This is a genomic window from Bacteroidota bacterium (assembly GCA_016722375.1).
GTDB lineage: Bacteria > Bacteroidota > Bacteroidia > Chitinophagales > LD1 > Bog-950.
In genome coordinates, this window is record JADKJG010000008.1 from 55,609 (window position 1) to 80,986 (window position 25,378).

Annotated in this window: 18 protein-coding genes and 1 tRNA gene; 11 read left to right on the forward strand and 8 right to left on the reverse strand. The window is 42.5% G+C overall.

The genetic code is table 11. From position 1 onward, the window contains the following. Positions 1–307: 307 nt before the first annotated feature. The 6 genes from IPP77_12470 (at position 308) to ligA (ending at position 6,738) form a co-directional block, all read left to right on the forward strand. The gene (locus IPP77_12470; GenBank protein MBL0310449.1) at positions 308–772 is read left to right on the forward strand and encodes an IPExxxVDY family protein; all 465 of its coding nucleotides are present in this window, start codon (positions 308–310) and stop codon (positions 770–772) included. Positions 773–778: 6 nt separating this feature from the next. Beyond that, complete coding sequence (gene pyk, locus IPP77_12475; GenBank protein MBL0310450.1) at positions 779–2,209, forward strand: pyruvate kinase; 1,431 nt, start codon at positions 779–781, stop codon at positions 2,207–2,209. Between the two features lie 29 nt (positions 2,210–2,238). Then, entirely contained in the window at positions 2,239–3,189 is a 951-nt protein-coding gene (locus IPP77_12480) for a hypothetical protein (protein ID MBL0310451.1), read from the forward strand. A gap of 79 nt (positions 3,190–3,268) precedes the next feature. Continuing rightward, positions 3,269–4,321, forward strand: coding sequence for a M42 family metallopeptidase (locus tag IPP77_12485; GenBank protein MBL0310452.1), 1,053 nt, complete (start codon positions 3,269–3,271; stop codon positions 4,319–4,321). 6 nt (positions 4,322–4,327) lie between these two features. Further along, positions 4,328–4,564: a 4a-hydroxytetrahydrobiopterin dehydratase gene (locus IPP77_12490; GenBank protein MBL0310453.1), complete on the forward strand. Its 237-nt coding sequence runs from the start codon at positions 4,328–4,330 to the stop codon at positions 4,562–4,564. Positions 4,565–4,638: 74 nt separating this feature from the next. Further along, positions 4,639–6,738, forward strand: a complete 2,100-nt coding sequence (ligA, locus tag IPP77_12495) for an NAD-dependent DNA ligase LigA (protein MBL0310454.1) — start codon at positions 4,639–4,641, stop codon at positions 6,736–6,738. Between the two features lie 55 nt (positions 6,739–6,793). Here ligA and IPP77_12500 read toward each other — a convergent pair whose 3' ends face one another. Next, positions 6,794–7,120, reverse strand: coding sequence for a hypothetical protein (locus tag IPP77_12500; GenBank protein ID MBL0310455.1), 327 nt, complete (start codon positions 7,118–7,120; stop codon positions 6,794–6,796). A gap of 265 nt (positions 7,121–7,385) precedes the next feature. Continuing rightward, complete coding sequence (locus tag IPP77_12505; GenBank protein MBL0310456.1) at positions 7,386–8,201, reverse strand: hypothetical protein; 816 nt, start codon at positions 8,199–8,201, stop codon at positions 7,386–7,388. 335 nt (positions 8,202–8,536) lie between these two features. On the opposite strand from IPP77_12505, the gene IPP77_12510 reads away from it, so the two are divergent. Beyond that, entirely contained in the window at positions 8,537–8,845 is a 309-nt protein-coding gene (locus IPP77_12510; protein ID MBL0310457.1) for a hypothetical protein, read from the forward strand. 153 nt (positions 8,846–8,998) lie between these two features. Here IPP77_12510 and IPP77_12515 read toward each other — a convergent pair whose 3' ends face one another. The 6 genes from IPP77_12515 to IPP77_12540 all read right to left on the reverse strand — a co-directional run bounded on the left by IPP77_12515 (position 8,999) and on the right by IPP77_12540 (position 13,955). Continuing rightward, on the reverse strand, positions 8,999–9,427 hold the full coding sequence (locus tag IPP77_12515; GenBank protein ID MBL0310458.1) for a hypothetical protein: 429 nt from the start codon (positions 9,425–9,427) through the stop codon (positions 8,999–9,001). Between the two features lie 639 nt (positions 9,428–10,066). Continuing rightward, positions 10,067–10,139, reverse strand: a tRNA-Phe gene (locus IPP77_12520). Positions 10,140–10,190: 51 nt separating this feature from the next. Further along, the gene (locus IPP77_12525) at positions 10,191–10,835 is read right to left on the reverse strand and encodes a lytic transglycosylase domain-containing protein (GenBank protein ID MBL0310459.1); all 645 of its coding nucleotides are present in this window, start codon (positions 10,833–10,835) and stop codon (positions 10,191–10,193) included. Positions 10,836–10,879: 44 nt separating this feature from the next. Continuing rightward, positions 10,880–11,161, reverse strand: coding sequence for a hypothetical protein (locus tag IPP77_12530; protein ID MBL0310460.1), 282 nt, complete (start codon positions 11,159–11,161; stop codon positions 10,880–10,882). A gap of 3 nt (positions 11,162–11,164) precedes the next feature. After that, complete coding sequence (locus IPP77_12535) at positions 11,165–11,686, reverse strand: DUF2480 family protein (GenBank protein MBL0310461.1); 522 nt, start codon at positions 11,684–11,686, stop codon at positions 11,165–11,167. 127 nt (positions 11,687–11,813) lie between these two features. After that, positions 11,814–13,955, reverse strand: coding sequence for a SurA N-terminal domain-containing protein (locus tag IPP77_12540; protein ID MBL0310462.1), 2,142 nt, complete (start codon positions 13,953–13,955; stop codon positions 11,814–11,816). A gap of 933 nt (positions 13,956–14,888) precedes the next feature. Between IPP77_12540 and IPP77_12545 the strand changes: the two genes are divergently transcribed. The 4 genes from IPP77_12545 to IPP77_12560 all read left to right on the forward strand — a co-directional run bounded on the left by IPP77_12545 (position 14,889) and on the right by IPP77_12560 (position 25,261). Then, positions 14,889–15,896, forward strand: coding sequence for an aminotransferase class I/II-fold pyridoxal phosphate-dependent enzyme (locus IPP77_12545; GenBank protein ID MBL0310463.1), 1,008 nt, complete (start codon positions 14,889–14,891; stop codon positions 15,894–15,896). Positions 15,897–16,140: 244 nt separating this feature from the next. Then, positions 16,141–19,935, forward strand: coding sequence for a carboxypeptidase regulatory-like domain-containing protein (locus tag IPP77_12550; GenBank protein MBL0310464.1), 3,795 nt, complete (start codon positions 16,141–16,143; stop codon positions 19,933–19,935). 48 nt (positions 19,936–19,983) lie between these two features. Then, a complete protein-coding gene (locus IPP77_12555; protein ID MBL0310465.1) occupies positions 19,984–24,153 on the forward strand; it encodes a hypothetical protein in 4,170 nt (1,389 codons plus the stop codon). A 28-nt stretch (positions 24,154–24,181) separates the two neighbouring features. Further along, positions 24,182–25,261 carry a PorV/PorQ family protein gene (locus tag IPP77_12560; protein MBL0310466.1) on the forward strand — a complete coding sequence of 360 codons (1,080 nt, stop codon included), beginning with the start codon at positions 24,182–24,184 and terminating at the stop codon, positions 25,259–25,261. Positions 25,262–25,378: the final 117 nt, after the last annotated feature.

Here is a 25,378-nt window from a genome sequence, read left to right on the forward strand (position 1 = left end):
AATTGAACGATATCCAAATTTGCAATGTGGACTATTAAACAAAGAGAATAGGTCGCCATATATTCCTTGAATCAAAACTTCGGATGAAATTACCGGCTTGGTTGGCTAACTTTATGAACTGTAAATGATGATTAAACCAAATGCGGTATGGAACTAATTCTTTGAGAAGGAGAAGTTAATGCTTTTGTGGGTGCTAATGTCGCATTCTATGAATAGAACGATAGGTAGATAACATTATCGGTTATTAACCTAGGTATCAGATTAGTTCTCCCAAGTAATTCTAATTTCATATCGCATTTGAACACTTGTGACAGATAGAAAAATTAAAAATGAGCCAGAGACCGGTTACCGTCTGGTAGGGGTGGCTTCGGCACTCAAGGAGTACAGATTCTGTTTTCAACTGAATCAGATATTATGCTGTGATTTCCAGAAACTTAAGGATATTTCATTTGAGACTTCCGATAGCAGCCGAAATAATCTGTTTGGAGTTTTTAGGGCAGAACGTGAAACAGACGAAATTTGTTTTACGGTATTTGCAAATAAAATCCCCGGAGCATTTCTTCTGCCGGAGGTTAATAATTTTGATTTTATTGTGCGGGTGGATGGCAGATTTTCTGATGAAAAGATGAAACAAACGACCGATGACCTTCAGGCACTTCCCGACATGTTAATGGTTGCAGAAATACCACTGAAAAAAATAAAAAATCGCGAACGGCTCATCTATGAAGAAGAGAAGCCGTCACGCAAATCCTTCAAATCCCAAAAGAGTTAAGAATTTATGAAAGTACATGTCAATAAAACAAAAATAATAGCCACTTATGGACCTGCTTGCAGCGACATCATTACCATGGAGAAGATGGTAGCTGCAGGTGTGAATGTTTTTCGCTTCAACATGAGCCACGGGGTGGAATCGGTGCATCTGGAGGGCTTCAATAAGGTGCGGGTCATTAATAAAATGCACAATCTGAATATTGCTATCCTTGCCGATTTACAGGGTCCGAAGATTCGTATCGGGCAGGTACGCGACAATATGGAAGTGCTGGAAAAGGATCAACTGGTAGAAATCACTAATAAAGAATGTGTTAGTACTTTTAAAAAGATTTTTATCAGCTATGAACGGCTACCTAAAGAAGTAGAGATTGGTGATTCAATATTGATTGATGATGGGAAAATTGAATTGCGGGTGATGAAAACAAATCGTCGCAATTCCATTACTGCCAAAGTGATCAATGGTGGAAAAATTAGCAATAACAAGGGTGTTAATCTGCCTGATACAAAAACCACGGTTCCGGCTCTGACTCCTAAAGACCAAAAGGATTTAAAGTTTGCTATCAAGAATGGGGCAAACTGGATTGCGCTTTCTTTTGTGCGCTCACCACAGGATGTGCTGGATCTGAAAAAAATCATCGGCAGAAAGAATTCCTACATGAAGGTGATGGCTAAAATTGAAAAGCCGGAAGCTTTAAAAGAGTTGGATGAGATAATAAAAGTAGCAGATGGTATTATGATAGCCCGGGGAGATCTGGCGGTCGAGGTGGCTCAGGAGAAAATGCCTATGATTCAAAAAAACATCATTCTGCGCTGTATTAAATACGCCAAACCGGTAGTGGTAGCTACGCAAATGATGGATAGTATGATTGAAAACTCAAATCCTACTCGTGCAGAAATTACTGATGTAGCGAACGCAGTAATAGATGGTGCTGATGCGGTTATGTTGAGTGGTGAAACATCGGTAGGAAAACACCCGGTCAAGGTGATTCAGGTGATGGAAAAGATTCTAACCAACATCGAACACACCAATATTATCTATGATAAGGAGCAAAAAGCACATCGGTCTTCGGATTCATTTGTCAGTGATGCTATATGCTATAATGGTGCCCGTTTAAGTTCAGAGTTGAGTGCCAAAGCGATTGTTGGCATGACTTTTAGCGGATACACCGGTTTCATGCTATCCAGTTTTCGGCCTAAGGCAGATATATACATCTTCACAGAAAATGCCGACTTGTTGAATTCGCTCAGTTTGTGTTGGGGAGTACGCGCCTTTTACTATGACAAATTTGTAGATACAGACACCTCCATACGCGATGTTATCAGGGTTCTAAAAGAAAATAATCTGGTGAAAGTAGGTGAGATTGTTGTCAATATTGGCAGTATGCCATTAGGTGCCAAGGGAAGAGCCAATATGATTAAGGTTACTCGTGTGGGTTAAATCTCACTTTCTCCAATAAATTTAAGGTCATGACTATCAGTGGTTTTACGATGGTGAAAAATGCGGCCAAACTTTATTATCCCATCAAAGCAGTCATTCAGTCAGTGTTACCTATTGTTGATGAGTTTGTTGTAGCTCTGGGAGATGGCGATCCCGACGATACTACTTTGCAGGAAATCAACTCTATTGGCTCATCAAAAATCAAAATCATTCACACCAAATGGGACATCCAATCCTTCCCGAATGGAATGGAGAATGCGCATCAGACAGACATTGCTATGAAATCCTGTACCGGTGATTGGCTTTTTTATTTGCAAGCCGACGAAGTGGTTCATGAAAAATATCTAGACACCATTTATAAGAGGTGTTCAGATTTAAAGGACGATGAGCGAGTTGAAGGACTTCTCTTTAACTATCTGCATTTCTGGGGTGATTACCAGCACTATGCCGTAGCTCATGGATGGTATCCGTATGAAATCAGAATTGTGAGAAATAAACCGGACATCCACTCTTTTGAATCTGCTCAATCTTTTCGTCGGATTCCGACATTTGATGGCAAAAGCTACCGTCAGAAAAATGGCGCCTATAAACTAAATGTCGCACCGGTAGATGCTTATATCTATCACTATGGATGGGTGCGGCCACCGCACCTGATGCAAGCAAAATCAAAGTCTTTGGAGACCATTCACAAAGGCAGTGAGTGGGTTGAGAATAAATATGGAAAGAAAAGCAAGGTGTTCGACTATGGTCCGCTTGGAAGACTGCCCGTATTTAAGGGAACACATCCCGAAGTGATGAAATCCTTTATTGAGCAATTCGACTGGGCAGGGCAACTCAATTACAAAGAGTTCCCATTGCCGAAACGTAGTCTCTTCAAACATGAAAGACTTAAATACAGGTGTCTCAACATCTTTGAACAGAATCTAATGGGAGGGAAGCAAATATTCTCTTACCAAAACTGGAACCTCATGAATGTTTAAAGCAATTGCCTATCCAGATAGGCTTAAATTTTATTTTTGCCGCTTTATAATTATTCACTAAAACAAATTCACATTCAATATGATAAACGTTGCGTTACTAAAAGAAATATGCGAATTACCCGGCGTACCCGGACATGAACAAAAAGTCCGTGAACTAATTAAGCGCGAACTCAAAGGAATAGTAGATGACATCAGCGTGGACAATATGGGCAACCTGATTGCTTTAAAGAAAGGCAAGAGCAGCGCGAAGAAGGTAATGGCTGCGGCGCACATGGATGAGATTGGCTTTATCGTTCATCATATTAATGATCAGGGGTTCCTTCATTTTCATCCACTGGGAGGTTTTGACCCAAAAACACTAACTGCACAGCGAGTGGTAGTCCATGGGAAGAAACCAATCATCGGTGTGATGGGCAGCAAGCCGGTTCACCTGATGAAGCCGGAAGAGAAAGGAAAGAACTTGCAACTCACGGATTATTTCATTGACCTTGGCATGCCCAAAAAAGAGGTGGATAAAATCGTGTCAATCGGAGATGTAGTAACCCGCGACCGCGAACTGATTGAGATGGGCGATTGCGTGAATTGTAAAAGCATTGACAACCGCGTAGCTGTTTTTATTCTAATTGAAACATTGAGAGAATTGAAAGGGAAAACGATTCCATACGATTTCTACGGGGCCTTTACGGTTCAGGAAGAGGTTGGTATTCGCGGCGCACAAGTTGCGGCTCACCATATTGACCCACATTTCAGTTTCTGTATTGATACCACCATTGCATTTGACACACCGGGGGCAAAGCCGGAGGAGTGTGTTACCAAATTAGGTGACGGCGTGGCGATTAAGGTGATGGATTCATCTGCTATATGCGACTATCGCATGGTGCGCTATATGAAAGAGCAGGCTGACAAAGCCAAAATTAAATGGCAACCGGAACTACTGCCTGCCGGAGGAACCGATACTGCCGGTATGCAGCGTATGGCTACTTACGGAACCATCGCCGGAGCCGTTTCTATTCCTACCCGCCACATTCACTCGGTGATTGAGATGGCACACAAAGGCGATATCAAAGGCAATGTGGACTTACTCAAAATTTGCATCAGCAATCTGGATAAATATAACTGGGACTTTAAATAAATCGTGGTGAACTGGACGGAAGAAAATAACGCACTGGAGAAGTCCTTCACTTTCAAAGATTTCTCTGAGGCGTTTGCATTTATGACTCGCGTTGCTTTGATTGCCGAAAAGATGGACCACCATCCCTATTGGGTGAATGTCTATAACCGCGTTGAAATCACGTTGAATACACATAGCGCCGGGAATATTGTGACGGAGAAAGACCACAAACTGGCGGCAGCCATTGATAAGCTAGTTTCCTGAATATTTTCCCCTGAAAGATTTTAATTTGCGAGGACGTATCGAAAGATACGTCCTTTGTTTTTGAAACCATCACCATGTATTCCAACGAAGAGCAAAAGCATCTTAACCAACTCACGGAGCAACTCATTAAATCCTCAGCGGATTTTTCTTTGAAGGAAATAATTGAGTCGCTGCGATATGTCATCAACTATCATGACTGGAGATATTATGTCTTGAGCGAACCTCTCATTACCGATTACGATTACGATCAGCTTTTCAAAACTTTAAAAAAACTCGAAACAGAAAACCCGGAACTCACCACTCCCGATTCTCCGACGCAGCGTGTCGCTCGGGCTTTGACCGATGAATTTCAATCAGTGAATCATCTCGTCTCGATGTTGTCGCTGGATAACTCTTACAATGTTGAAGATCTGAATGAGTTCGATAACCGGGTGAAAGGTTTGACTGGAACAACACAAGTAGAATATTGCGTAGAGCCGAAGTTTGACGGGGCGAGTATTGCTTTGGTTTACGAAAACGATTTGCTGATACGTGCTGCCACGCGCGGTGATGGAGCGGTGGGCGAAGACATCACCAACAATGCAATGGCTCTAGCTTCTATTCCTTTGTCGGCTGCTTTTTCCAAGCACGGGATTTATAAAATTGAAATACGCGGTGAAGTGATCATTCAGCGCGATGTGTTTGTGAAGATGAACGAAGAGCGCGCCAAGAGAGGAGAAAAGACTTTTCAAAATCCACGCAACACCGCCGCCGGTTCGCTGCGCATCAAAGACCCCGCCGAGGTGCGCACTCGCAACCTCGAAGCCATTTTATATCACATCAGTTTTGCGGAGGATAAGAACGGCAACAATCTCCTTGCCGGGAAATTAGAATCACATTATCACTGTATCGAGGTGCTGTATCAATGCGGATTCAAAACTCCGATACGCGAATTGAAAGTGTGCAAAGACATTTCCGAAGCGCAGGCATTTATTGAGACTTGGGATACCAAGCGCCTAGATTTTAAAATTGATACCGATGGCATGGTCATCAAGGTGAATGATTTGAAGATGCAGCAGCAATGCGGCAACACTTCGCACCATCCACGCTGGGCTATGGCCTATAAGTTTCAGGCAAAGCAGGCACAATCGAAATTGCTCCATGTAGAGTTTCAGGTGGGAAGAACCGGTGCCATCACACCGGTGGCGAAGATAGAACCGGTGCCGTTGGCGGGGGTTACCATTGCCTCTGTTTCGTTGCACAACGAAGATTTTATTCTGGAGAAAGACATACGCATCAACGACACGGTGATTGTAGAGCGCGCCGGTGAAGTGATTCCTTATATCGTGGGCGTTGTGGCTGACTTACGCGATGGAAATGAAAAGAAGATTGACTTTCCGCGTCAATGCCCTTCCTGCAATGAAGATTTAATCAAGCCGGAAGAGGAAGCTATATGGCGTTGCGACAATGCCGAGTGCCCCGCACAAGTAGAAGAGCGAATGATTCATTTTGTTTCCAAGGATGCGATGGATATTGAAGAGATAGGAGCGAAGAGCGTCATCGAGTTTATCCAAAAGGGAATCGTGAAAAAAATTGAAGACCTCTATCGCCTGCCTTATGAGGCGATTCAGACTTATGATGGCTGGGGAGAAAAATCGGTGGAGAAACTGAAGAAGGGAATTGAAGATTCTAAAGACCGTCCGCTTTGGCGATTGCTCAATGCGCTTGGTGTGCGCCATGTGGGGGTGACCACTTCCAAAGATTTGACTTCACACATCAAAAGTATTTTCGACCTCGCCAAATTGAGCCTCGAGGATTTGACGAACATAGAAGGTATTGGCCCGAAAGTAGCGCAGAGTATTCAGGACTTCTTTCATACCGATGCCAATGTAGAATTGCTTCGCTCGCTGAAAGAACTGGGCGTGAACACCGACAACCGTCCGCAAGATGCCACTGCCAAAAACAATAAACTGGAAGGCAAAACATTTCTCTTCACCGGCTCGCTGCAACAATTCAATCGCGACCGCGCCAAACAAATGGTAGAAGAAAACGGAGGCAAACTATTAAGCGGGGTGAGCGCCAACCTCAACTACCTCGTGACCGGTGCCGATGCCGGAAGCAAACTATCTAAGGCGAAGAAGATTCCTTCTATTCAGATTTTGACTGAGGAGGAGTTTTTGAAGTTGATTGAATAATTAGCTGTGAGCTATTAGATTTTAGAAATTAGATTGGGACGATACATATCCTGCCTTACTCAAATGATTGAATAAGATTGGAAGCCATTTTCATATTTGAGTTATAGCTGTCTAAATTGTCAATTTGAAAATTTTCACCATCCCAATTTTGTAAAATATTTCGGAGTTGTCCCAAGAAGGCGATCGATGAAACCGCAACGTAATGCCCTTTCACAACCTGACCAGCGCCAATCAATTCCAGCTTGCTGATAATTTTTCTAATATCATCAAACGTTCTTCCATATTCGGCGAGCAAATGATTTGTGGGCCTGTCGTTAGCTAATAATGTCAGCAATTGTTCAATATACACCTCTCGCTTATTTAAAGTCTTTCCTTGAGTCATACTTTTAATTGTTTGACTCAAAATTTCACTTTCGTCGAAATGCTTTCGATTGGATTCAGCAGCAATCTTGGATAAAAGTCTCGATTTTTTAAAGAAAAACATTAACGATCTTATCATCTAATTAAGCATGTCCTATTAAATAGTATCTAATACATCGAGGTTACACAAAATAAGAAAAATTGCAGGCCATTGTCGGTGACGTTTGCACTGCTATTGTTTTTTTAAACCTAAACGATACGCATGTATAAACTTCATTTTTCTATGATTAAATTTTTTGAAAAGCGATTGTTCCAATTGTTTCTTTTGGTTTCGTTTTTTGATCGTTGAGATACCAAGTCAGAACATCCAAAAGCCATTCATATTTTTCTTTGGCGTGGGAGTCATTTTTAGCCTCCATTAACTTAATCTGAATTTTACAAAAGTTTATACCACGACTTACGAAACCTTTATAAACCTGATCGGCATCAAGATTTTCGTAACCTATATTTAACTCCTTTTCAAAACCGGTTGGATTTAGAAAATACACCCCCTTTGTATCCATTAACAAGCTTTTGCTGATCGCCTTATTGACGAGATCACCTCGCAGCTGTAGATTATTTTTTACTTTTTCAATTAATGCTTCAGCAATTACTATCCTTGGGTAGATTGCTTTCTTAGTTTCTAACTCATAGGCATCTGCTAAGGCTGGAGAAAAAATCATTTTCTCATCAGAATAATCATCCCCAAAAGATATCCCGCCTCGGATTGGAAATTCATTATCAAGCATTATAGAAAAATAGGCGCGAGCAAACAGAATGCAGTTTGTAAAGGCATCGCCAAAGGATAATTCTGAACCCTCCTGATATGAAAATGATGCATAAAGATTGTCGGAAAATAATTTGTATGATGTATTTACTTCGAGTTTAGCCTGGTCCAGTGTATCCTTAAATAAATTAAGGGTATTTATTCCTTGATCAAGAGCCTCTATTAATTTTTTTAAGGAGTAGTCACCTTCATGGACGGAGTTATCTAAAATGCTTTTGAAACCTAAAATGTCAGCGTGAAGAACTATAGCTTTCCGTAAAGCTCCCTTTGAGCCCATATATTTCCTTTTGATTATCAATCATTCCAAAGAAACCAAAATTAAGTTCTTCACTGGATTAAACTTATAATCCTCCCCATTCGCCCCCAAATCAACGCGCTTCCACCAGCGCCAAACGCGTTTATGGCTCAGCTCAATGCGGTAATAGTAGAGATTTCGCCTTGGTTGGTGATTACCTTTCCAATATTAATATAAGAACCAGCGCCTGTTTGCCGCAGGCAGGTCAACAACCATCTGTTTATTCCTGTTGGTGAAACCAACACCAACGGGGCGAAGAAAAATTACTTCCCATCCTGATTGATTGAGCCGCTGGTTTGATTAAAACAGCGGAGGTTTTGATTAGAAAAGCGGATGGTGTGATTGATAAAGCAAATGCTGTGATTAAGATAGCGGAAGATATGATTATGAATGCCGCTCTTATGATTAAGAAAGCGGCATTCTTGATTAATATAGCGAATGCTTTAATCACTATAGCGGCTACTATGATCAAGATAGCGAAAGATGTAACCGATATAACGGCTGATTTGATTGATATAGCGGGGAAATTGATTAAGAATCGGGGGATTATTATTGATATTCGGGGGAAAATGATTGATATTCCGGGGATTATTGTTGATAATCGTTTGTGGCAAAGGTGTTTATGAGCATAGTGCCCAAATTAGATAAAATAGAAAGTAGAGAGGAGATTTGACAACTTTCAAAAAGTTCTGCATCATTTCTTCCTTGATTTTAAGAAAGGCTCTTTCGGTTTTTTCATTTGCCTTTTCGCTGATTCCGGATAAGTCAAAAATTATAATTTAGGATTTAATGGTTTTAAGAGGGTTTTGACCCTTATCATGCAATTCCCCTATTTCATCTACTGTCAAATTTGAGATTCTTTCTACTTCCATTTTCTCATTCTCATCACAATCTATATGCCCAGCAAATACCTTGTTTTGTTTTATCCAATCGAGATGCCATGAATCTTCCCAATACCTTGTGCAAATAGTGAAGTCAGTTGAATAATTTCTTTTTTCATCATAGAACAATCCATTCTCAACAAGTTCGTCAATATCAAATTCATCTGGATTCCATCTTGAAATGGAGAATATTTGATTATCCTCTTGATTGAAAGGCTCATTTTGGGTGATGTACTTTTCCCGGAACGCCTCAATTCCTCCAATATACTTGCTTGCTATCGCCTTCTTATCAACAACAAGATTTGAGGGGTGTAGGTAGATTGGCATTTAGGGAATTTATTTTTTCTACTTCTGCGCTATTCTCAGCCGTGGTTGGCGTTTAGCATTCCATAAAAATAAAATTATTGCATACTTCACCAACCATCACACCCCATTTCCCCCCCCAAATCAACGCACTTCCACCACCGCTAAGCGCGTTGATGGCTCAGCGCAATGCGTTATTGGCGGAAAGTAGCGTGCTACTGGCTAAATGTAACGCGTTAAAAATGCGGTGACAACGCGCTAACGGCTCCGCGCAACGCGCTATCGGCTGAGCTAAACGTGTTACCACAGGAGTTAAACGCACTACTGGCGGAAATCAACGCACTTGCACCAGCCGTAAGTGCGCTTAAATTGAAAATCAACGCGCTTGCCTCGGCCATAAGTGCGCTTAAATTCAAAATAAGCGCTCTTAAATCAAAAATAAGCGCGCTGAAAGGGAAAATTAGCCGATTTATCCCCGCGGGGCTTCCTTTTTCAAAACAATTAAAAGAAGAAAAGAACCTCTAAAGGAATCCTATGGACTTGCGGCAGTAAATCAAAGGCCGGCAGGTTGGGAAATTTCTCCCAATCCTCAAAAATTTTCCCTTTAGTTTCCTCCCGTAAAACAAAAACCCCTCTTTCATAGGAGAAAGAAGGGTTTATTTGTGGTGTGGGAGGGAATTGAACCCCCGACACATAGATTTTCAGTCTATTGCTCTACCAACTGAGCTACCGCACCAATTTGAGGTCGGCAAAAGTAAATATTTCCGGTTCTTTGCCAAGCTCCTACTCAGTTTGATTCGAGAATTTTTATCTGATATTTTTTATGATCCCGATTGGTCAATCGAGCTTCACGCAACCAAGGGTTCAACATTTTGATATGCTTGTACTTTAATCCATAGTTAGCGGCAAAATCAGCAATATTCAGAATGGGGGTATCCACGTCAACCACTTTGAATCTATAAGGTTGGTACAAATCCTCTGGCCTTATATAGAAACCAGCCTTCTCTGGATTAGAGAAAATAATTTTCAAGGCCAACATCCGAAATATATATCTTGAGGTTTCCTGATTAAAATACATATCGTAATAATGGTTGGTCCTTTGGTCCTTCACTCGTTCCAGCATACCCGGAATCCCAAGATTATAAGAGGCGGCGGCAAGAGTCCAATTTCCTAATTTTTCATTGGCGCTTTTCAAGTAGTTGCAAGCGGCTATAGTAGATTTCTCTATGTGATATCGTTCATCTACTTCGGAGTTCAACTCTAGATCGTAAGATTTAGCGGTGGGTTTCATAAACTGCCAATATCCGGAGGCACCCGCAGGGGACACATCTTGACGAAAGCCACTTTCTATCAAAGCGAGGTATTTGAAATCGGTGGGCACATCCTGCTCAATCAATATTTTTTCTATTTCATCAAAATGACGATTGGCCATTCGCATATTTAGCAAGGTATTGGAATGCCAATAAACATTTACGTTCAACTCCCTGTCCAGCCGCTCCTTGACCTCTGGGTCTTCCAGCGGTACTCGTTCGCCCGCAACTGCAACTCCCCTTCTATGTGTATTGGATACACCTTGTTGGATGAATCAATAACATCTGTCCATTGGATATAAGGACACTCACCTTTTGTGCGCTCAAAAATATTGACCGGTTTATTTAAACCGGCCAGATTGTTCCATAGAATTGCGGAAGAGGTGATGCCCAGTACCAAAAACAAACCGATAAATACCGGAGCACGATATTTTTTAGGGAATTCCACGTTCTATTGGTTTGCTTTTTTAAAGATGGGAACATTGGAACAGGCTTCGCCATACATCAGCGACCGGACTACCGGTGTCAGAAGGTCGGCAATTTGAACAAAAGCCGCTTCAGATATTTTTCTATCTCCACAACCTTTCACCAGGACTCTCTTATCTTGAAATAGGTTAGCATCTAATCGGATCAAATTTCGCAACAAAAAAGTTTCTGGTGCTTGAAGGGGAGCAGTTGCTGCTACATCTTTGGCAATAGAAGAAAGCGATACGCTCAAGATCATATAGGCCCACATGGGGATGATAGCATCTGAAGAACAATAAATCGCTACACACTTATCCCGGTACTCCTCCCAGTCTTTATTCTTCACCGCATTTCTGAATTCTTCTTCTCTCAATATCAAACCTCGAAACAAGAAGTCTTTCAGGTCAATACAGGCAATCTCTTCCTCCTTCGGGAAAAAGGTTTCGAGGGCTAAAGTTATCAGTGCGCTTTGGGCCACCTTATTCACTATGGGTTTCACTGCGTCCATCATGCAAAGCTAATCAATTCGTACCTGTACGAACCGTTCGGGTTGTTATAATTATTAAAGGAAATAAAAAAGCGTACCACGATATTAAAACGCGGTACGCTCCGAATAATTGTGATCTAAATAATCTTTAGAAGAAATTGAACCGATTGTCGGTCACGTTGGCTAATTTCTTTTGTACCTCTTGTGCAAACCTTGTTTTGCTCTGCAACTGTTGTTTCAATTGGAAAGCATACATACTATAGTCTTCAATTTTAGCAGGCTCTTCTACCGAAACCGGTTGAACTACAAATACACCGGAAGAACCTTCCACCGCAGAAGACATTTTGCCAACCGCTGTGTTGATCGCTACTCCAGTCACTTTAGGCTCAAACATTCCATTAATACTTGGATTGCTGAAGGAAACGTGTGAAGCGTCTGTTGCTGCTTTACCCAACTTGGCCGCCAGGTCATCTATGTTAGCCGCTTTTGCATCGGTCACTTTTTTAGAAAGCAATTCAAACTTTTTCTGTTTAATCACCTCTGCTTTAACTTGGTCGCGTACGACTTCCAAGTCTTGCAAGCCCATCGGGCGAATTTGTTCAACTAAAGCCACCACGTGCTTTCTTTCTACTGTGAAAACAGAAGACACGCTGCCTTTGGTTGTTTTGTCACCAAAAATCCACTTCACTATATCGCGCGCCGCGCCAAGCCCTTGAATGGTGAAGTCATCCTTTTTCAGGCTTTCTACGCTTTTTATATTTAGCTGTTGTCCGGCTTCTTTAAATTTCGCTTCGTTCTGATGTTCGCTGGCAAAAGTGGTGGCGTTACCATATATCGTTCTTTCCGTTTCAGGGCTAGGTATGATTTCCTTGCTCAGATAAGTCACCAATACGCCGGCCTTGGTGGGTCTATCTTCCACTACCTGAACGATATAAATCGCATTTTCTGTAGCAGCAGGAACTTTATAAGCGCGTCCTTTTGTAGCGTGATAAAAAATCAAATCGTTATACATTTTATCTTTCGCACCCTTTTTCACCCAACCGATATCGCCCCCTCTCATTTTGGAGAGCGCATCGTCCGAGTACGTCACTGCAAACAATCCTAAATCTTGCTTTAAAGAATCAATTTGTGCCAAAACGCTATCAATGAATTTGAATTTAGCAGCGGCAGCTTCCTGCGAATTGATGCCTTCAAAAGAAATTTTGATTTCGCGAACGTGCACCGAATCAGAAATCATCTTTCGATCGCTGATTTTTGCCAGCTTCAAATATTTGCCATCTACATAAGGGCCCACCAACGATTTGACCGGTAAGGTAAAGAAGGAATCCTTAACCGGTGAATTCATTTCCTCCTTATCATAATAGGCTTCATCAAAAGGTGTTTCTGAATATATTTTTGCAAATACAGAATCATCGGCAACCTTTGCCCCGTTTGCAAATTCATCCCGTTTTTCTTGCAACTCTTCTACGATTTTAGCCGTGTCGGATGAAGAGGCGACAATGTCAAACGTAACATACTGAACCTTACGAGTTTCTTCATCCACCTTAAACTTTGCAGCATGACTTTCGATATACTTCTTCATTTCGTCATCGCTCACTTTTAAATCAGCATCATTCACCTCGCTGTATGGTAACTGTACATAACGGAAATTGACGAAGCGATTCTGCTCGTTGTACATCATTTCTCCCATCCATTTAGCAACATAAAAACCTTTATTAATCAGGTTGTCATACTTGGCCTGATACTGATTCTTCTTCAACTGCTTTTCAAAATTCAGCCATTGCTCACGCACTACTCCCGGCTCTATCCCTTCACGCGGAGCATCCAACTGACTGATATACAAACGCACTCTAGCGGGATCGAATTGCCCGGTATTAGGGTCTTTGAACTGTTGGTCGTTCTTGATATACTGTGATACATTTTCTCCTGTAGCCAATTCGCCCATTTCATCTGCGGTCACGCCGATGCCCAATTTCTCATAGATTTTGTCGAAGATGGAACTGTTCACCATCTCGTTCCAAGTTTGGGTACGCAAATAATTACGCTGATCTTCGCTGATAGCCATTCCTTTCATCTGGCTCTCGAAGTTCTTTACGTTTTCATCATACTTTCTGTTGAAGTCGGTGATAGAAATCTTTTCGCCGTTCACTTTGCCCACCGTATCACTCCTGCCTTTCAACACTCCCGACTGCGAATTGGTGGCATCCATAACCAGAAACCCCACAATTGCCGCACCAATTATAAAAATCAGCAAACCCGAGTGCTGACGAATCTTACCTATAGCTGCCATGTATCTATTTTAAATTTTAATTTTCGTTTTGGTATAGTCTTTAAACTATACTGTTTTTTAAAAGGCGGGCAAATTAAATGGAAAATATCGAAAAATAGAAAGGAAAATCGGTACGGATGGATTGATGCACTTAGGAGGATGCCAAATCTAGCTCGGTTGATTGAAGGTAAAAACCGGATATCAAGATTTACGGTATAGTAATCGGCCTCATTTTTTATAGTTGCAGCCGCAGCCTTTTGGTTGAACAGATAATAGAGCGTGTCAATTGTTTGTAGCGCCCATCAAAGGACGGCGCCTATAACCAAATATGCTTCCTTCAAGATTACAGATACAGGAGGACGAAACTTTTGTTGCCAATCACTCACGCCTTCAATGTGCTTTTGGATGTGAAGGAAGAGAGAAGCTAGATTGGTCTTATTAAAGTGTTCCATAGCTCATTTCTATTCTTTAATAAGATGTACGCTGCAATAAACTATGTAAGCATTCCCCAAACAAAATGGGTAATCCATCTCATCTGAGGGTGGGGCTTGGCAGATTTAATCGTTTATATCCAGGTTTTGTACCCCTCTATAGAGGAACTGACACAAACTCAAATCATTTTGATGCAAATGGCTTCTTTTTACACCAAAACTGGCAAAAACAAGTGCTTTTAGCCTGTTTTCTAAGATGTAACGATCTATTATAAAGTTCTTGTTTTGTCGTCATTTCCCTTTGAATAGCTGGTTTTTGCGGGTATAATATCGCTCAGGCACCAATAAATTTCTATCCTGAATAGTGTTAGAAGTACTCTGAAACATAAGGACTGATTTATTGGATGGAGCGCGGGTCAGCGCCAACATATTGGTGGCGATGAATGTGTGACAACTAAATTCAGCACCGCTTTCTTTTGAGGTTTGCCCCGGCTCGCTAATATTGTAGGTCTAAAAACAAACAATGCTTATAGATTTAAGAAGCGATACAGTTACCCGTCCTACTCCGGGGATGAAAGAAGCGATGTTCACTGCCGAAGTGGGCGATGATGTTTTCGGCGAAGACCCGACAGTCAGCGCGTTGGAGCAAAAGGTAGCTATAATGTTTGGTATGGAAGCGGGTTTGTTTTGCCCTTCGGGAACTATGACCAACCAAATCGCCATCAAGGTACACACGCAACCCTTGGATGAAATCATTTGCGATCAACTCTGTCATATATACAACTATGAAACAGGCGGATGGGCTTTTCACTCCGGCGTTTCTGTTCGTTTGACGGAAGGAGAGCGGGGTATTATGACGGCAGAACAGATTGAAAAATGTATTCAAGCTGATTTCGACTGGTTACCTAACAGCCGTTTGGTAGCCATAGAAAACACGGTAAACAAAGGAGGAGGAAGCGTTTATTCAATGAAGAAAATGAAATCGGTGTCTGATTTCTGTCGCAAAAAAAATCTAGCACTTCATCTGGACGGAGCTCGTATTTTTAATGCCCTGACTGCATTAAGGCAGAAGCCAATAGCGTTGGAAGGAATGTTTGACAGCATCTCAGTATGTATGAGTAAGGGACTTGGCGCTCCGGTAGGAAGTGTTTTGTTGGGGAGCAAAGAGTTCATCCGTCGAGCAAGAAAAATCAGAAAGGTGATGGGGGGAGGTATGAGGCAGTCGGGAATTTTGGCAGCAGCTTGTGTGTATGCTTTAGATAAGCATGTTTCAGGATTAAAAGAAGACCACCGGCGTGCGAAAGAGCTTGAAAAAATATTGGGAAAATGCTCTTGGGTAAAAAGTATCCTACCGGTTGAAACAAACATTGTAATTTTTGAAGTAGCCGATTCAAAGAAAATTGCGATAGCACTTCAAAAGAAGAAGGTGCTGATACAACCGTTTTCTTCCACCCAATTGCGTATGGTGACTCATCTGGATTTTACCGATGAAATGTTATCCAATACATTGAGCATACTGAGAAAGATTTGAGGCGACCCCGAAAAGTGTTGTGGAAAAGCCCCTCAAAAAATGACAGTTAAATGACAATTCTAATTAGGTTTTTAGGATAAATCGTCCGTATATTTGTGGTCAGTCTTGAAAACGAGAAAAACAAATTGGGAATAATTATGAACAAGCTAATATCAGGAGCGCCCGGCTTTAACAACTCTTTAACATGTTTCATGAAAAAAGATATTTTTGACCGCTTTTGTCAGAGAGCAAATATCAATAGCTTATGAAAAGAATACTTACGCTGCTTGGATTTTTGGCTGGTTTTTTTGTTGCCCATGCCCAGAATGGTGAAATATCCGGAAAGATTTTAGATGAAAACGGCGAAGGGATGATTTCTGCGAAGGTGGAAATTATTGATTCGAAAGGAGAGTTTACCGGTCGGGGAGCTATTACCGATTTTGATGGTAACTATGCTTTAAAGCCACTGACTCCCGGAAGGTATAACGTTCGTGTTTCGTTTATGGGATACAAAACCTATATTCAGTCAGGAATCATCGTGAACGCGGACAAGGCTACCTTCATTGATGTTAAACTGAGCTTGGTAGGAGTAGATAAAGATGCCGTAGAAATTATCGCTTATAAAAAGCCCCTGATTGATCCGGGTAATACTTCTGGAGGTGAGGTGGTCAGTTCAGAACAGATTAAGCAGAATGCCTCTAGAAATGTTTCAGACTTAGTGGCCTCAGGTGCCGGTATTGTGCAGTCCGACCAAGGAGGAGGCATCAACATTGGTGGACAAAGAGGTGAAGGAACGCAATATTATGTGGATGGAGTAAAGGTCATCGGTTCTCCCTCCCTCCCTGCCTCTTCTATTGAGCAGATTCAAGTGATCACCGGTGGTGTGCCGGCCAAGTATGGTGATTTGACAGGAGGTATCATTAATATCACGACCAAAGGCCCATCGGGCACTTGGAATGGTGGCGCAGAATATCTCACCTCGCAGGGTTTGGATGCCGGAGGGTATAACTTGGTTAATGCCAACGTGACCGGCCCTATTTGGAAGGAAAAGAAAACCAAAAAGACGATTCTCGGTATTTTTCTTGCTGCCGAATATCTGGGACAGAAAGACGGAGACCCATCTGCTGTCGGAGTTTGGAAAATAAGACCTGATGTATTGGACTCGTTGCGGAGGTCACCACTTCAAAAGAAGTTGACGGAAACAGGTTTCAATCTGAGTTCAGACAATATCACCTATAAGGATATGTATAAGGTGAAAACAAAGGATAATGTTTACTCGCATAATTTTAAAGGAAATGCCCGTATTGATTTAAGGCCGGCGGACAATTTCACACTTTCCTTTGGCGGAACGGTTGCTCATAACCGATACCATTCTTGGGTAGAAGAATACCAACTGTTTAACACAGAAAACAATCCTTACTTCAAGGATATGAATTACCGAGTTTATGGAAGGTTCACACATACCATTCAATCCAAAACCTCCGACGATGATAAAAAGAAGGCATCGGCTTTTCAAAATGCCTATTACATGGTTCAGGTGGACTATGAAAAGTACTACCAAACTAATGGAGACGATTCGCATGGATTTAATGCCTTTGATTACGGTCATATTGGGAAATTTGAAACAAGGCGTTCACCCACTTTTGAGTTTAACACATTTGTAGATACGATTACCAATCAGAATTTTCGCGGGTTTATACAGAATGGAAACGGCGACACTGCCGTATTATTTACGCCGGGCACATTGAATCCTTTCGGAACCAGATACACTCAGCAGTATTATGAGTTGTTGGGTGCCCAGCCAGACCAAAATGGTCGTTACGAGGTGTATGGAGACAACAATGCCAACTTTACCTCCAACTTAGACCAGATTCAGGCCAATCAGGCTTTAATCAATGGAACTCGTTCCAATGTGGTCAACAATATTTGGTTCAATACCGGCAGACAATACAATGGTTTTGGCGTTGGAGCAGATAATGACCAGTACCGGGTTCGTTTAGAAGGTTCCTTTGATATTTTGAAGCCAGGATCGGCTTCCAGAAACAAACACAATTTTGAATTTGGTGTGGAGTATGAGCAACGTATTAACAGGTATTACTCCGTTTCTCCGTTGGCTTTATGGCAGAGAGCAAGAGCCTTAGCCAATAAACACCTGACAGAATTGGATAGAGCTAACCCTGTTTTAAGAATCAATGGAGTTAATTACACCTATGATGACTTAAATCGCCCTAATTTTTATGTAACTGATACTATCTTATTTAATCGCCTTTATAAGGCTTCGGATCAGGCTTTCTTTGATAAATCATTAAGAAAATCACTCCAGCTAGCTGAAAATGGAACAGATTGGATTGATGTGGATGCTTTGGATCCAAGCCAGTTGAATATCAAAATGTTCTCTCCCGAAGAGTTGTTGCAGGATGGAGCCTCTTTGGTCGGCTATCGCGGTTATGACCAATATGGAAACAAGTATAGCAAGCAGCCTTCTTGGAATGATTTCTTTACAAAGAGAAGAGCAGACGGCGAACTCGAAAGAGCAATTCCCGCCTTCCGTCCGGTATATGCCGCTGCCTATCTTTCTGACCGTTTCTATTTTAAAGATCTGACCTTTAACGTTGGTGTGCGTGTTGACCGCTTTGATGCAAACGAAAAGGTGTTGAAAGATCCATACTCTTTATATCCAATTTACACGGCTTCGGAAGTAACCCGTATCGGGAACAACGACGTTTCGCACCCGGCCAATATCGGAAGCGACTATTATGTTTATGTAGATAATACAAAAGCTCAGGAACCTGGTTATATCACCGGTTACCGGAATGGAAATACTTGGTATGATCGTTTTGGTAATGAATTGGCCAGTGGCAACTCTTTGGCTTTAGCATCGGCTACAGGAAGTATTCAGCCCTACCTCAAAGGTCAGAGTCGGGATATAAAGGACCCGAACACGTTTGATCCCAACGGGACCTTTAAGGACTATACCCCTCAGATTGTGGTGATGCCTCGCTTGCAGTTCTCATTTAACTTGACAGACAAGGCTTTATTCTTTGCACACTATGATGTTCTTTCACAAAGACCTACCGGACAGGTAATCACGGATCCTACCCAATGGCTTTACTTCGAAAACTCTGTAGGAGGAGTTTTCAATAACGCAGGACTAAAACCTGTCAAAACCATTGATTTTGAGTTAGGGTTTAAACAGGTGGTGAGCAAAACCTCAGCGGTTACTATCTCGGCAGTTTATCGTGAATTTAGAGATTTGATTCAGGTGCGCAAGATTATAAATGCCTATCCTAAAGATTATATAACTTTTGACAATATTGATTTTGGAACCTATAAGGCCATAAAACTGGATTTCGATATGCGCCGTACCGGCAACTTCACCTTGAAAGCAAATTACACGCTATCTTTTGCTGAGGGTACAGGTTCAGATGCCGGAACTCAGTTTAATATTATCAACGGAGGCCAACCAAATTTCCGCTCCATCAACTATTTAAACTTCGACGCTCGTCATGTAATCAATGCCACCGCCGCTTATAGCTACGGTTCCGGGAAAGATTATAATGGCCCTGTGATTAAAAACTCTCAGATTCTTTCTAATTCCGGAATAAGTTTACAGGTAGCCGGTCGTTCAGGAACTCCTTACACCGCCCAACAAAATGCCACCCCTAATGCACTGCAAGGTCAGCCGGGCAGACCAATTTCTGAAGGAACCATTAACGGCTCTCGATTACCTTGGTACTTCCGTTTGAATCTCAAGGTCTGGAAGGATTTCTCTTTCCGCGTGGGTAATAAGGAGACTAAGAAGAGCGACAAACGCGAACTGTCTTTTCAAGTGTATGTGCAAATTCAGAACCTTTTGGATAGTAGAAATGTGGTAGGACTATATCGTTATACGGGCACCCCAAATGATGATGGTTATCTGAGCGATCCAGCAAGTTCGCCTACCATTCAGGCTGCCTTAAATCCTCAGGCATTTAAAGATCAGTATGCAGCCTATATCAACAGACCAAGCAATTACAGCGTTCCGAGAAGAATTTTCCTCGGAGGATTATTTAGTTTTTAAATAGAGCACAACCAAAGAACCATAAATTAGTTATCAAAAATCAAGAGTATGAAAAAGGAATTTTTTAAAACGGCACTTTGGGCTGTTCTCATTTTGGTGAGTGTTGCCTCTCAGGCAAGAGAGGAGTTTAATAAGCCTAAAAAAACAAACTCCAGATCAACTTTTAAAACAGAAGCCGGAGATTGTACCGCTTCTATTGCTCAGTTTGATATGGACATTAATAACGTTCGGACGAGACTTTTAACCGGAGGAGATGCTTGGTGGGACGTCAGTAGTTTGCCTAAGTATGAGGTTCCCAAAGGCTCTGATTTACATGCAATTTTTGCCGGTTCGATATGGATTACCGGATTGGATGATGGTAACAATTTAAAATGTGCCGCCGTTCGCTATCGCCAAAATGGAAATGATTTCTGGCCTGGCCCTTTAGATAATTCGGCCTCTACAGATCGTGCTACATGCAGCCGCTTTGACCGCCATTTCAATGTGTATGGAAGAGATATTGCTGCGGCACAAACCGCCTTCCTTCAAAAGGGTTCGGCTACTACTTTAGCAGATATACCTCGCGGGCTTTTAGGTTGGCCGGCAAAAGGGAATCAATATCTGGCAACAGATCCTACGCTTGTGGGACAAACTTTTAACATTAACGAGAATCTGGCCCCGTTTAAAGATGCGGACGGAGACGGTATCTATGATCCGGTAAAAGGAGACTATCCTGTCATTCCTTGCCCATCCGGCGACCCGATAGCTTATGGAGACCAGATGGTTTTCTGGGTTTTCAATGATGCAGGGAACATCCATACCGAGTCTAATGGACAGGCTATTGGGGTTCAAGTCAATGCACTGGCCTTTGGATTCCAAACAACGGATGAGATTGACAACATGACGTTTTACAAGTATGAAATCACTAATAAGTCCACCAACAAACTGAATCAGACTTACATATCGCAGTGGGTGGATCCTGATTTGGGATGTTTTAATAATGACAAAATTGGTTGTGATACGGTGCGGTCTTTAGGCATTTGCTATAACGGAACAACCCCTGACCCTGACTGCCAACAGGAGAACGGATATGGCACACAGCTTCCTATTGTTGGTTTTGACTTTTTTGAAGGGCCAATAAGCGACAGCGGACAACAATTGGGCTTGAGTTCTTTTGTTTATTTCACCAACGGAGCCGTTTTCTCTCAGCAAGATCCGGGGTCTGCTGCGCAATACCGAAACTATCAAACAGGTTTTTGGAACGATGGAACGCCATTTACAACGGGCGGAACCGGATATAATTCAGGGGGGGCACCAACTAAATTTCTCTTCCCCGGCAATCCAAGCGATCCTGACTCATGGAGCGAATGTCAAAAAGCTGTTTCAGAAATTCTTCAGCCCGCTGACCGCCGATTTGTTCAAACATCCGGTCCATTTACTTTGTTGCCGGGAGTGCCGCAATCGGTGACCGTTGGCTGTGTGTTCGTTCGTCCATCCGGGCAGGGTGTTGGATTATGCCCTAACTTTTCTACCACCATTGCTCCTGCCGATGATAAGGCACAGCAGCTATTTAATACTTGCTTCAAACTCTTGGACGGCCCAGAAGCACCTTCTTTAAAAATCCGAGAACTAAGCAACGAGGTTATTATCAATCTGGTAAACTTTCCGGGTTCCAATAACTTTGGGGAGAAATACGACGAAGTGGACGGTGCAACTGCACAGTCTGTGTCGCAATTACCCGGTGGTAAGGGGGATTCGACCTTCACCTTTGAAGGCTATAAAGTCTATCAATTGAGCAGAAGAGATGTCTCTGCCACCGATTTGAACGATCCCGATAAAGCAAAGCTATATGCTCAGGTGGATGTCAAGAATGGCATATCGAAAATTATTAACTTTAAAAAGGACGCTACCTTGGGTCTGTTTATTCCTGTATTGGAAGTAGATGGAACCGATGCAGGCGTTGAGAATTCTTTCCGGGTTACTCAGGATCTTTTTGCCACCGGAAACAACAAACAGTTAGTGAATCATAAAACCTATTATTACACGGCAGTAGCCTACGCCTATAATAATTACAAGCAATTCGAGCAGGGTAATCCTTCAGACGGAGGGCAATTATTGCCGTATTTGCAAGGTCGCGGAAACTTTAAAGTATATACCGCAATACCTCATATTCCAGATCCAAGGAATGAAGGAACCATATTGAATTCAGTTTGGGGAGATGGGGTAGAAGTAAAAAGAATTGAGGGGCAAGGAAACGGCGGAAGTAATCTAATGCTGACTCCTGAGTCCATTGCGAAAATTCTGGCTTCCGGCACTTATGGAATTGCAGATACCTTAGTTTATCAAAAAGGCTTAGATCCTATTGGGCTTCGCGTTACGGATCCGGTTAGCTTGCTGGAAGCTGATTTCGAGTTGAACTTTAAGGACACCGTTACAAACAATATCGGTATTACCACCAGTTGGTTTTTACACGACCTAACCAACGGAGACACTATTTTTTCAGAACGCACGCTGGATCGTCCTTATGAACAGCAAATTATCCTGACCAAAAATGGTAATAGATTAGACTATGGTTTCTCTATTAAATTAGGAACACCGGCAAAGCGCTATACGATACTCGCCAACTATCCCGTTCAAGGATTGCCGCAGCGAGCTGTTTATGACCCGCTTCCCGAACAATCGTCTATCACCTACCAGATTCCGACGCAGCAATGGCTTAGCTTTCTGGAAGATGAAGGGGTTAACTCTCCAAGCAATTGGATTCGCTCGGGTTCCAATGCAGCCGGCCAACAACAACCAGGTGGTGGCGGCGCTAATCCTTTAGCAGGAGTCTATGACGCTAATTGGTATTTTACGGGTCCGGTTCCCCCTTCCGATCCGGCAGAAGGAGACAATATTTATACCGACACCAACAATATTTTTAGTAAAATCCTGAATGGAACCTGGGCACCCTATTGTCTGGCTGCCAACTATGCCAATAAATCCACTACGGCATCAATACCCTATGCGTATGGGCCGGGATTCAAATGGAGAAACTATGGTGGCTACCCGATTCCACCGCCACATAACACCCTTGACAAATTGGCCAGTGTGGATATTGTGATTACGCCAGACAGAAGCAAATGGTCGAGGTGTGTCGTGTTTGAAACCGGAGAAGATGAAAGTATCAATCAGGGAAACGAAATATACAACCGAACAATTAGTAATTCGCAGGTGCAAAACCGGGGAGCACTAAAGGGACAGATAAGGATGGCCTATTCCAAGGTTCTGGATGCCAACGGCAATTTGGTTGGCGTGGATCCTTACGGCCCGGATGCAGATACCGGACGTTCCTATTTCCCTGGCTATGCGATCAATGTAGAAACCGGAGAGCGCCTGAATATGGCTTTTGGAGAAAGTTCCGATCAGGGTGACCAGAATGGTCGTGACATGTTTTGGAATCCAAGTCCGAATCTATACAGCCCCCTTTTCCAACCTTATTTTGGTGGGAAGCACTTTATCTACGTCATGGATACCAGATATGATGAAGGCTATGCAGCGCAACAATTACTGCTCAGAACGTATGATAGTATTATTACTCAACAGTTAGTAATTCCGCGAACGCTCTATCCTTTATATCAAAGCCTGATGTGGACATCCATTCCTTATCTTTCAGCGGGTTACAACTTCCTGCCTGATGGAAATGGACAAAAATATATTCCGCCAACAGAGATTGCTGTTCGATTGAGGGTAGAAAAGCCGTATGACCGGTTTGCAACAAGTGCTTCTTCGGGAATGGATTCAACCTTGCCCCGCTATCAGTTCAGCACCAAAGGCATCGGTGCAACAGAAAAAAATCCTGAAATGGCTAAAAGTGCTCTAGATATTATTCGGGTAGTTCCCAACCCATACCTGGCCTATTCTGACTATGAAACAGACCAGAATACCAATGCGGTTAAAATCACCAACCTGCCCAATGTTTGTAACATTACGATCTTCTCGATTGACGGGGTGATTATTCGAAAACTTAGCCGCGCTATAGGTGTTGATCCTATAACGAATCGCAAAGTGGAAATCAGCGACGGTGGCACCGTCAGCGGAGGGAACATAGACAATACCATTACCTGGGATTTAAAGAACGACAAGGGTGTTCCAATTGCCAGTGGTATTTATTTAGTTCATGTGGAAGCACCGGGAATTGGACAAAGAACACTTAAATGGTTTGGTGCTGTCCGTCCGGCAGATACTACTAATTTCTAAAACGATAGGATAAATAATAAGTGATTATATGAGGAGAATTTTAACCGTACTTGCGTTAGTGCTTCTGGTTTCCGGGAATCTTTTTGCTGGAAATCCTGACCGGAGAGGTGAAGCCGGAGCTTATGAACTGGTAATGAATGGATGGGGGCGTTCTTCCGGTTTTTTCAGTATGAATTCAGCCAATGTAGCTGGCATCGAGTCTGAAAGAATCAATCCGGCAGGGTTGGCTTTCACCCAGAAAACGGAAATGGCCGCTGCTTATACTTTGTGGCTACAGGGTTCGGGTGTAGGATTGATACACGGTGGTATTGCTCAGAACATTAAAAACGCACATTATATTGGCATCAGTGTACAGGCACTGAGCCTCGGCATCATAGAGCGGACTACCGCTCAAAACCCGGAAGGAGGCATTGGTACTTTCCGCCCGGCTTTTGTAAACATCGGTATTTCTTATGCCCATAGGTTCTCCAACAGTATATCTGGCGGAGTTACCTTTCGTTTAGTCAACGAGGGGCTTGGGAATATCAATGCATTCGGGCTTTCTGTTGATGCCGGATTGCAGTATGTAACCGGTAAGAAGGATAACATTCACTTCGGCGTATCTCTTCGTAATGTAGGTACGGCCATGACCTTTAGAGGCGATGCCCTGGCAACTTCTGTCACTATTGTTTCCAGTTCTACCTATCAACTGACGGCTTCGAAGCGGGCCAATAAATTTGAGCTGCCTACACAACTCAACATCGGTGCAGCTTATGACATCTGGATGGGAAAGAAAAGAGAAGTTAAAGCTAAAGTCTTCAAACAAGATTATCGCCTGACGATCCTTGCAAACTTCACCTCCAATGCTTTTGGATATGACTATTATGGAGTAGGAGCAGAGTTTGGATGGAAAGAAATTCTGATGTTGCGTGCTGCTTACCGCTTCGAAAACGGCATGTTCAAGGAATCAACCAGCCTGAGCGCCTATACCGGATTAGCCGCGGGCCTCACCGTGCAGGCTCCTTTCAAAAAGGACGGAGGCGGCCCCATCCTTTCTATTGATTATTCTTTTAGAGCTACCCGGACATTTATGGGTACGCACAGCATCGGTTTGCGGTTTAATTTATAATTCCTAAATTTGTATCTTTAAATTACGGAGACGCCTCTTCGAGGGGCGTCTTTTCATTTTAGCTAAACGTACGAACTTAAAGAAGATAAAAAGAGGGAGAGTTAGTTCTAACTTTCC

Bases quoted from the DNA above. Each gene is read 5' to 3' on its own strand.
- pyk (MBL0310450.1), top strand. From the start codon at position 779: ATGAAAGTACATGTCAATAAAACAAAAATAATAGCCACTTATGGACCT.
- IPP77_12480 (MBL0310451.1), top strand. From the start codon at position 2,239: ATGACTATCAGTGGTTTTACGATGGTGAAAAATGCGGCCAAACTTTAT.
- IPP77_12485 (MBL0310452.1), top strand. From the start codon at position 3,269: ATGATAAACGTTGCGTTACTAAAAGAAATATGCGAATTACCCGGCGTA.
- ligA (MBL0310454.1), top strand. From the start codon at position 4,639: ATGTATTCCAACGAAGAGCAAAAGCATCTTAACCAACTCACGGAGCAA.
- IPP77_12500 (MBL0310455.1), bottom strand. From the start codon at position 7,120: ATGACTCAAGGAAAGACTTTAAATAAGCGAGAGGTGTATATTGAACAA.
- IPP77_12505 (MBL0310456.1), bottom strand. From the start codon at position 8,201: ATGGGCTCAAAGGGAGCTTTACGGAAAGCTATAGTTCTTCACGCTGAC.
- IPP77_12515 (MBL0310458.1), bottom strand. From the start codon at position 9,427: ATGCCAATCTACCTACACCCCTCAAATCTTGTTGTTGATAAGAAGGCG.
- IPP77_12525 (MBL0310459.1), bottom strand. From the start codon at position 10,835: ATGGCCAATCGTCATTTTGATGAAATAGAAAAAATATTGATTGAGCAG.
- IPP77_12535 (MBL0310461.1), bottom strand. From the start codon at position 11,686: ATGGACGCAGTGAAACCCATAGTGAATAAGGTGGCCCAAAGCGCACTG.
- IPP77_12540 (MBL0310462.1), bottom strand. From the start codon at position 13,955: ATGGCAGCTATAGGTAAGATTCGTCAGCACTCGGGTTTGCTGATTTTT.
- IPP77_12545 (MBL0310463.1), top strand. From the start codon at position 14,889: ATGCTTATAGATTTAAGAAGCGATACAGTTACCCGTCCTACTCCGGGG.
- IPP77_12550 (MBL0310464.1), top strand. From the start codon at position 16,141: ATGAAAAGAATACTTACGCTGCTTGGATTTTTGGCTGGTTTTTTTGTT.
- IPP77_12555 (MBL0310465.1), top strand. From the start codon at position 19,984: ATGAAAAAGGAATTTTTTAAAACGGCACTTTGGGCTGTTCTCATTTTG.
- IPP77_12560 (MBL0310466.1), top strand. From the start codon at position 24,182: ATGAGGAGAATTTTAACCGTACTTGCGTTAGTGCTTCTGGTTTCCGGG.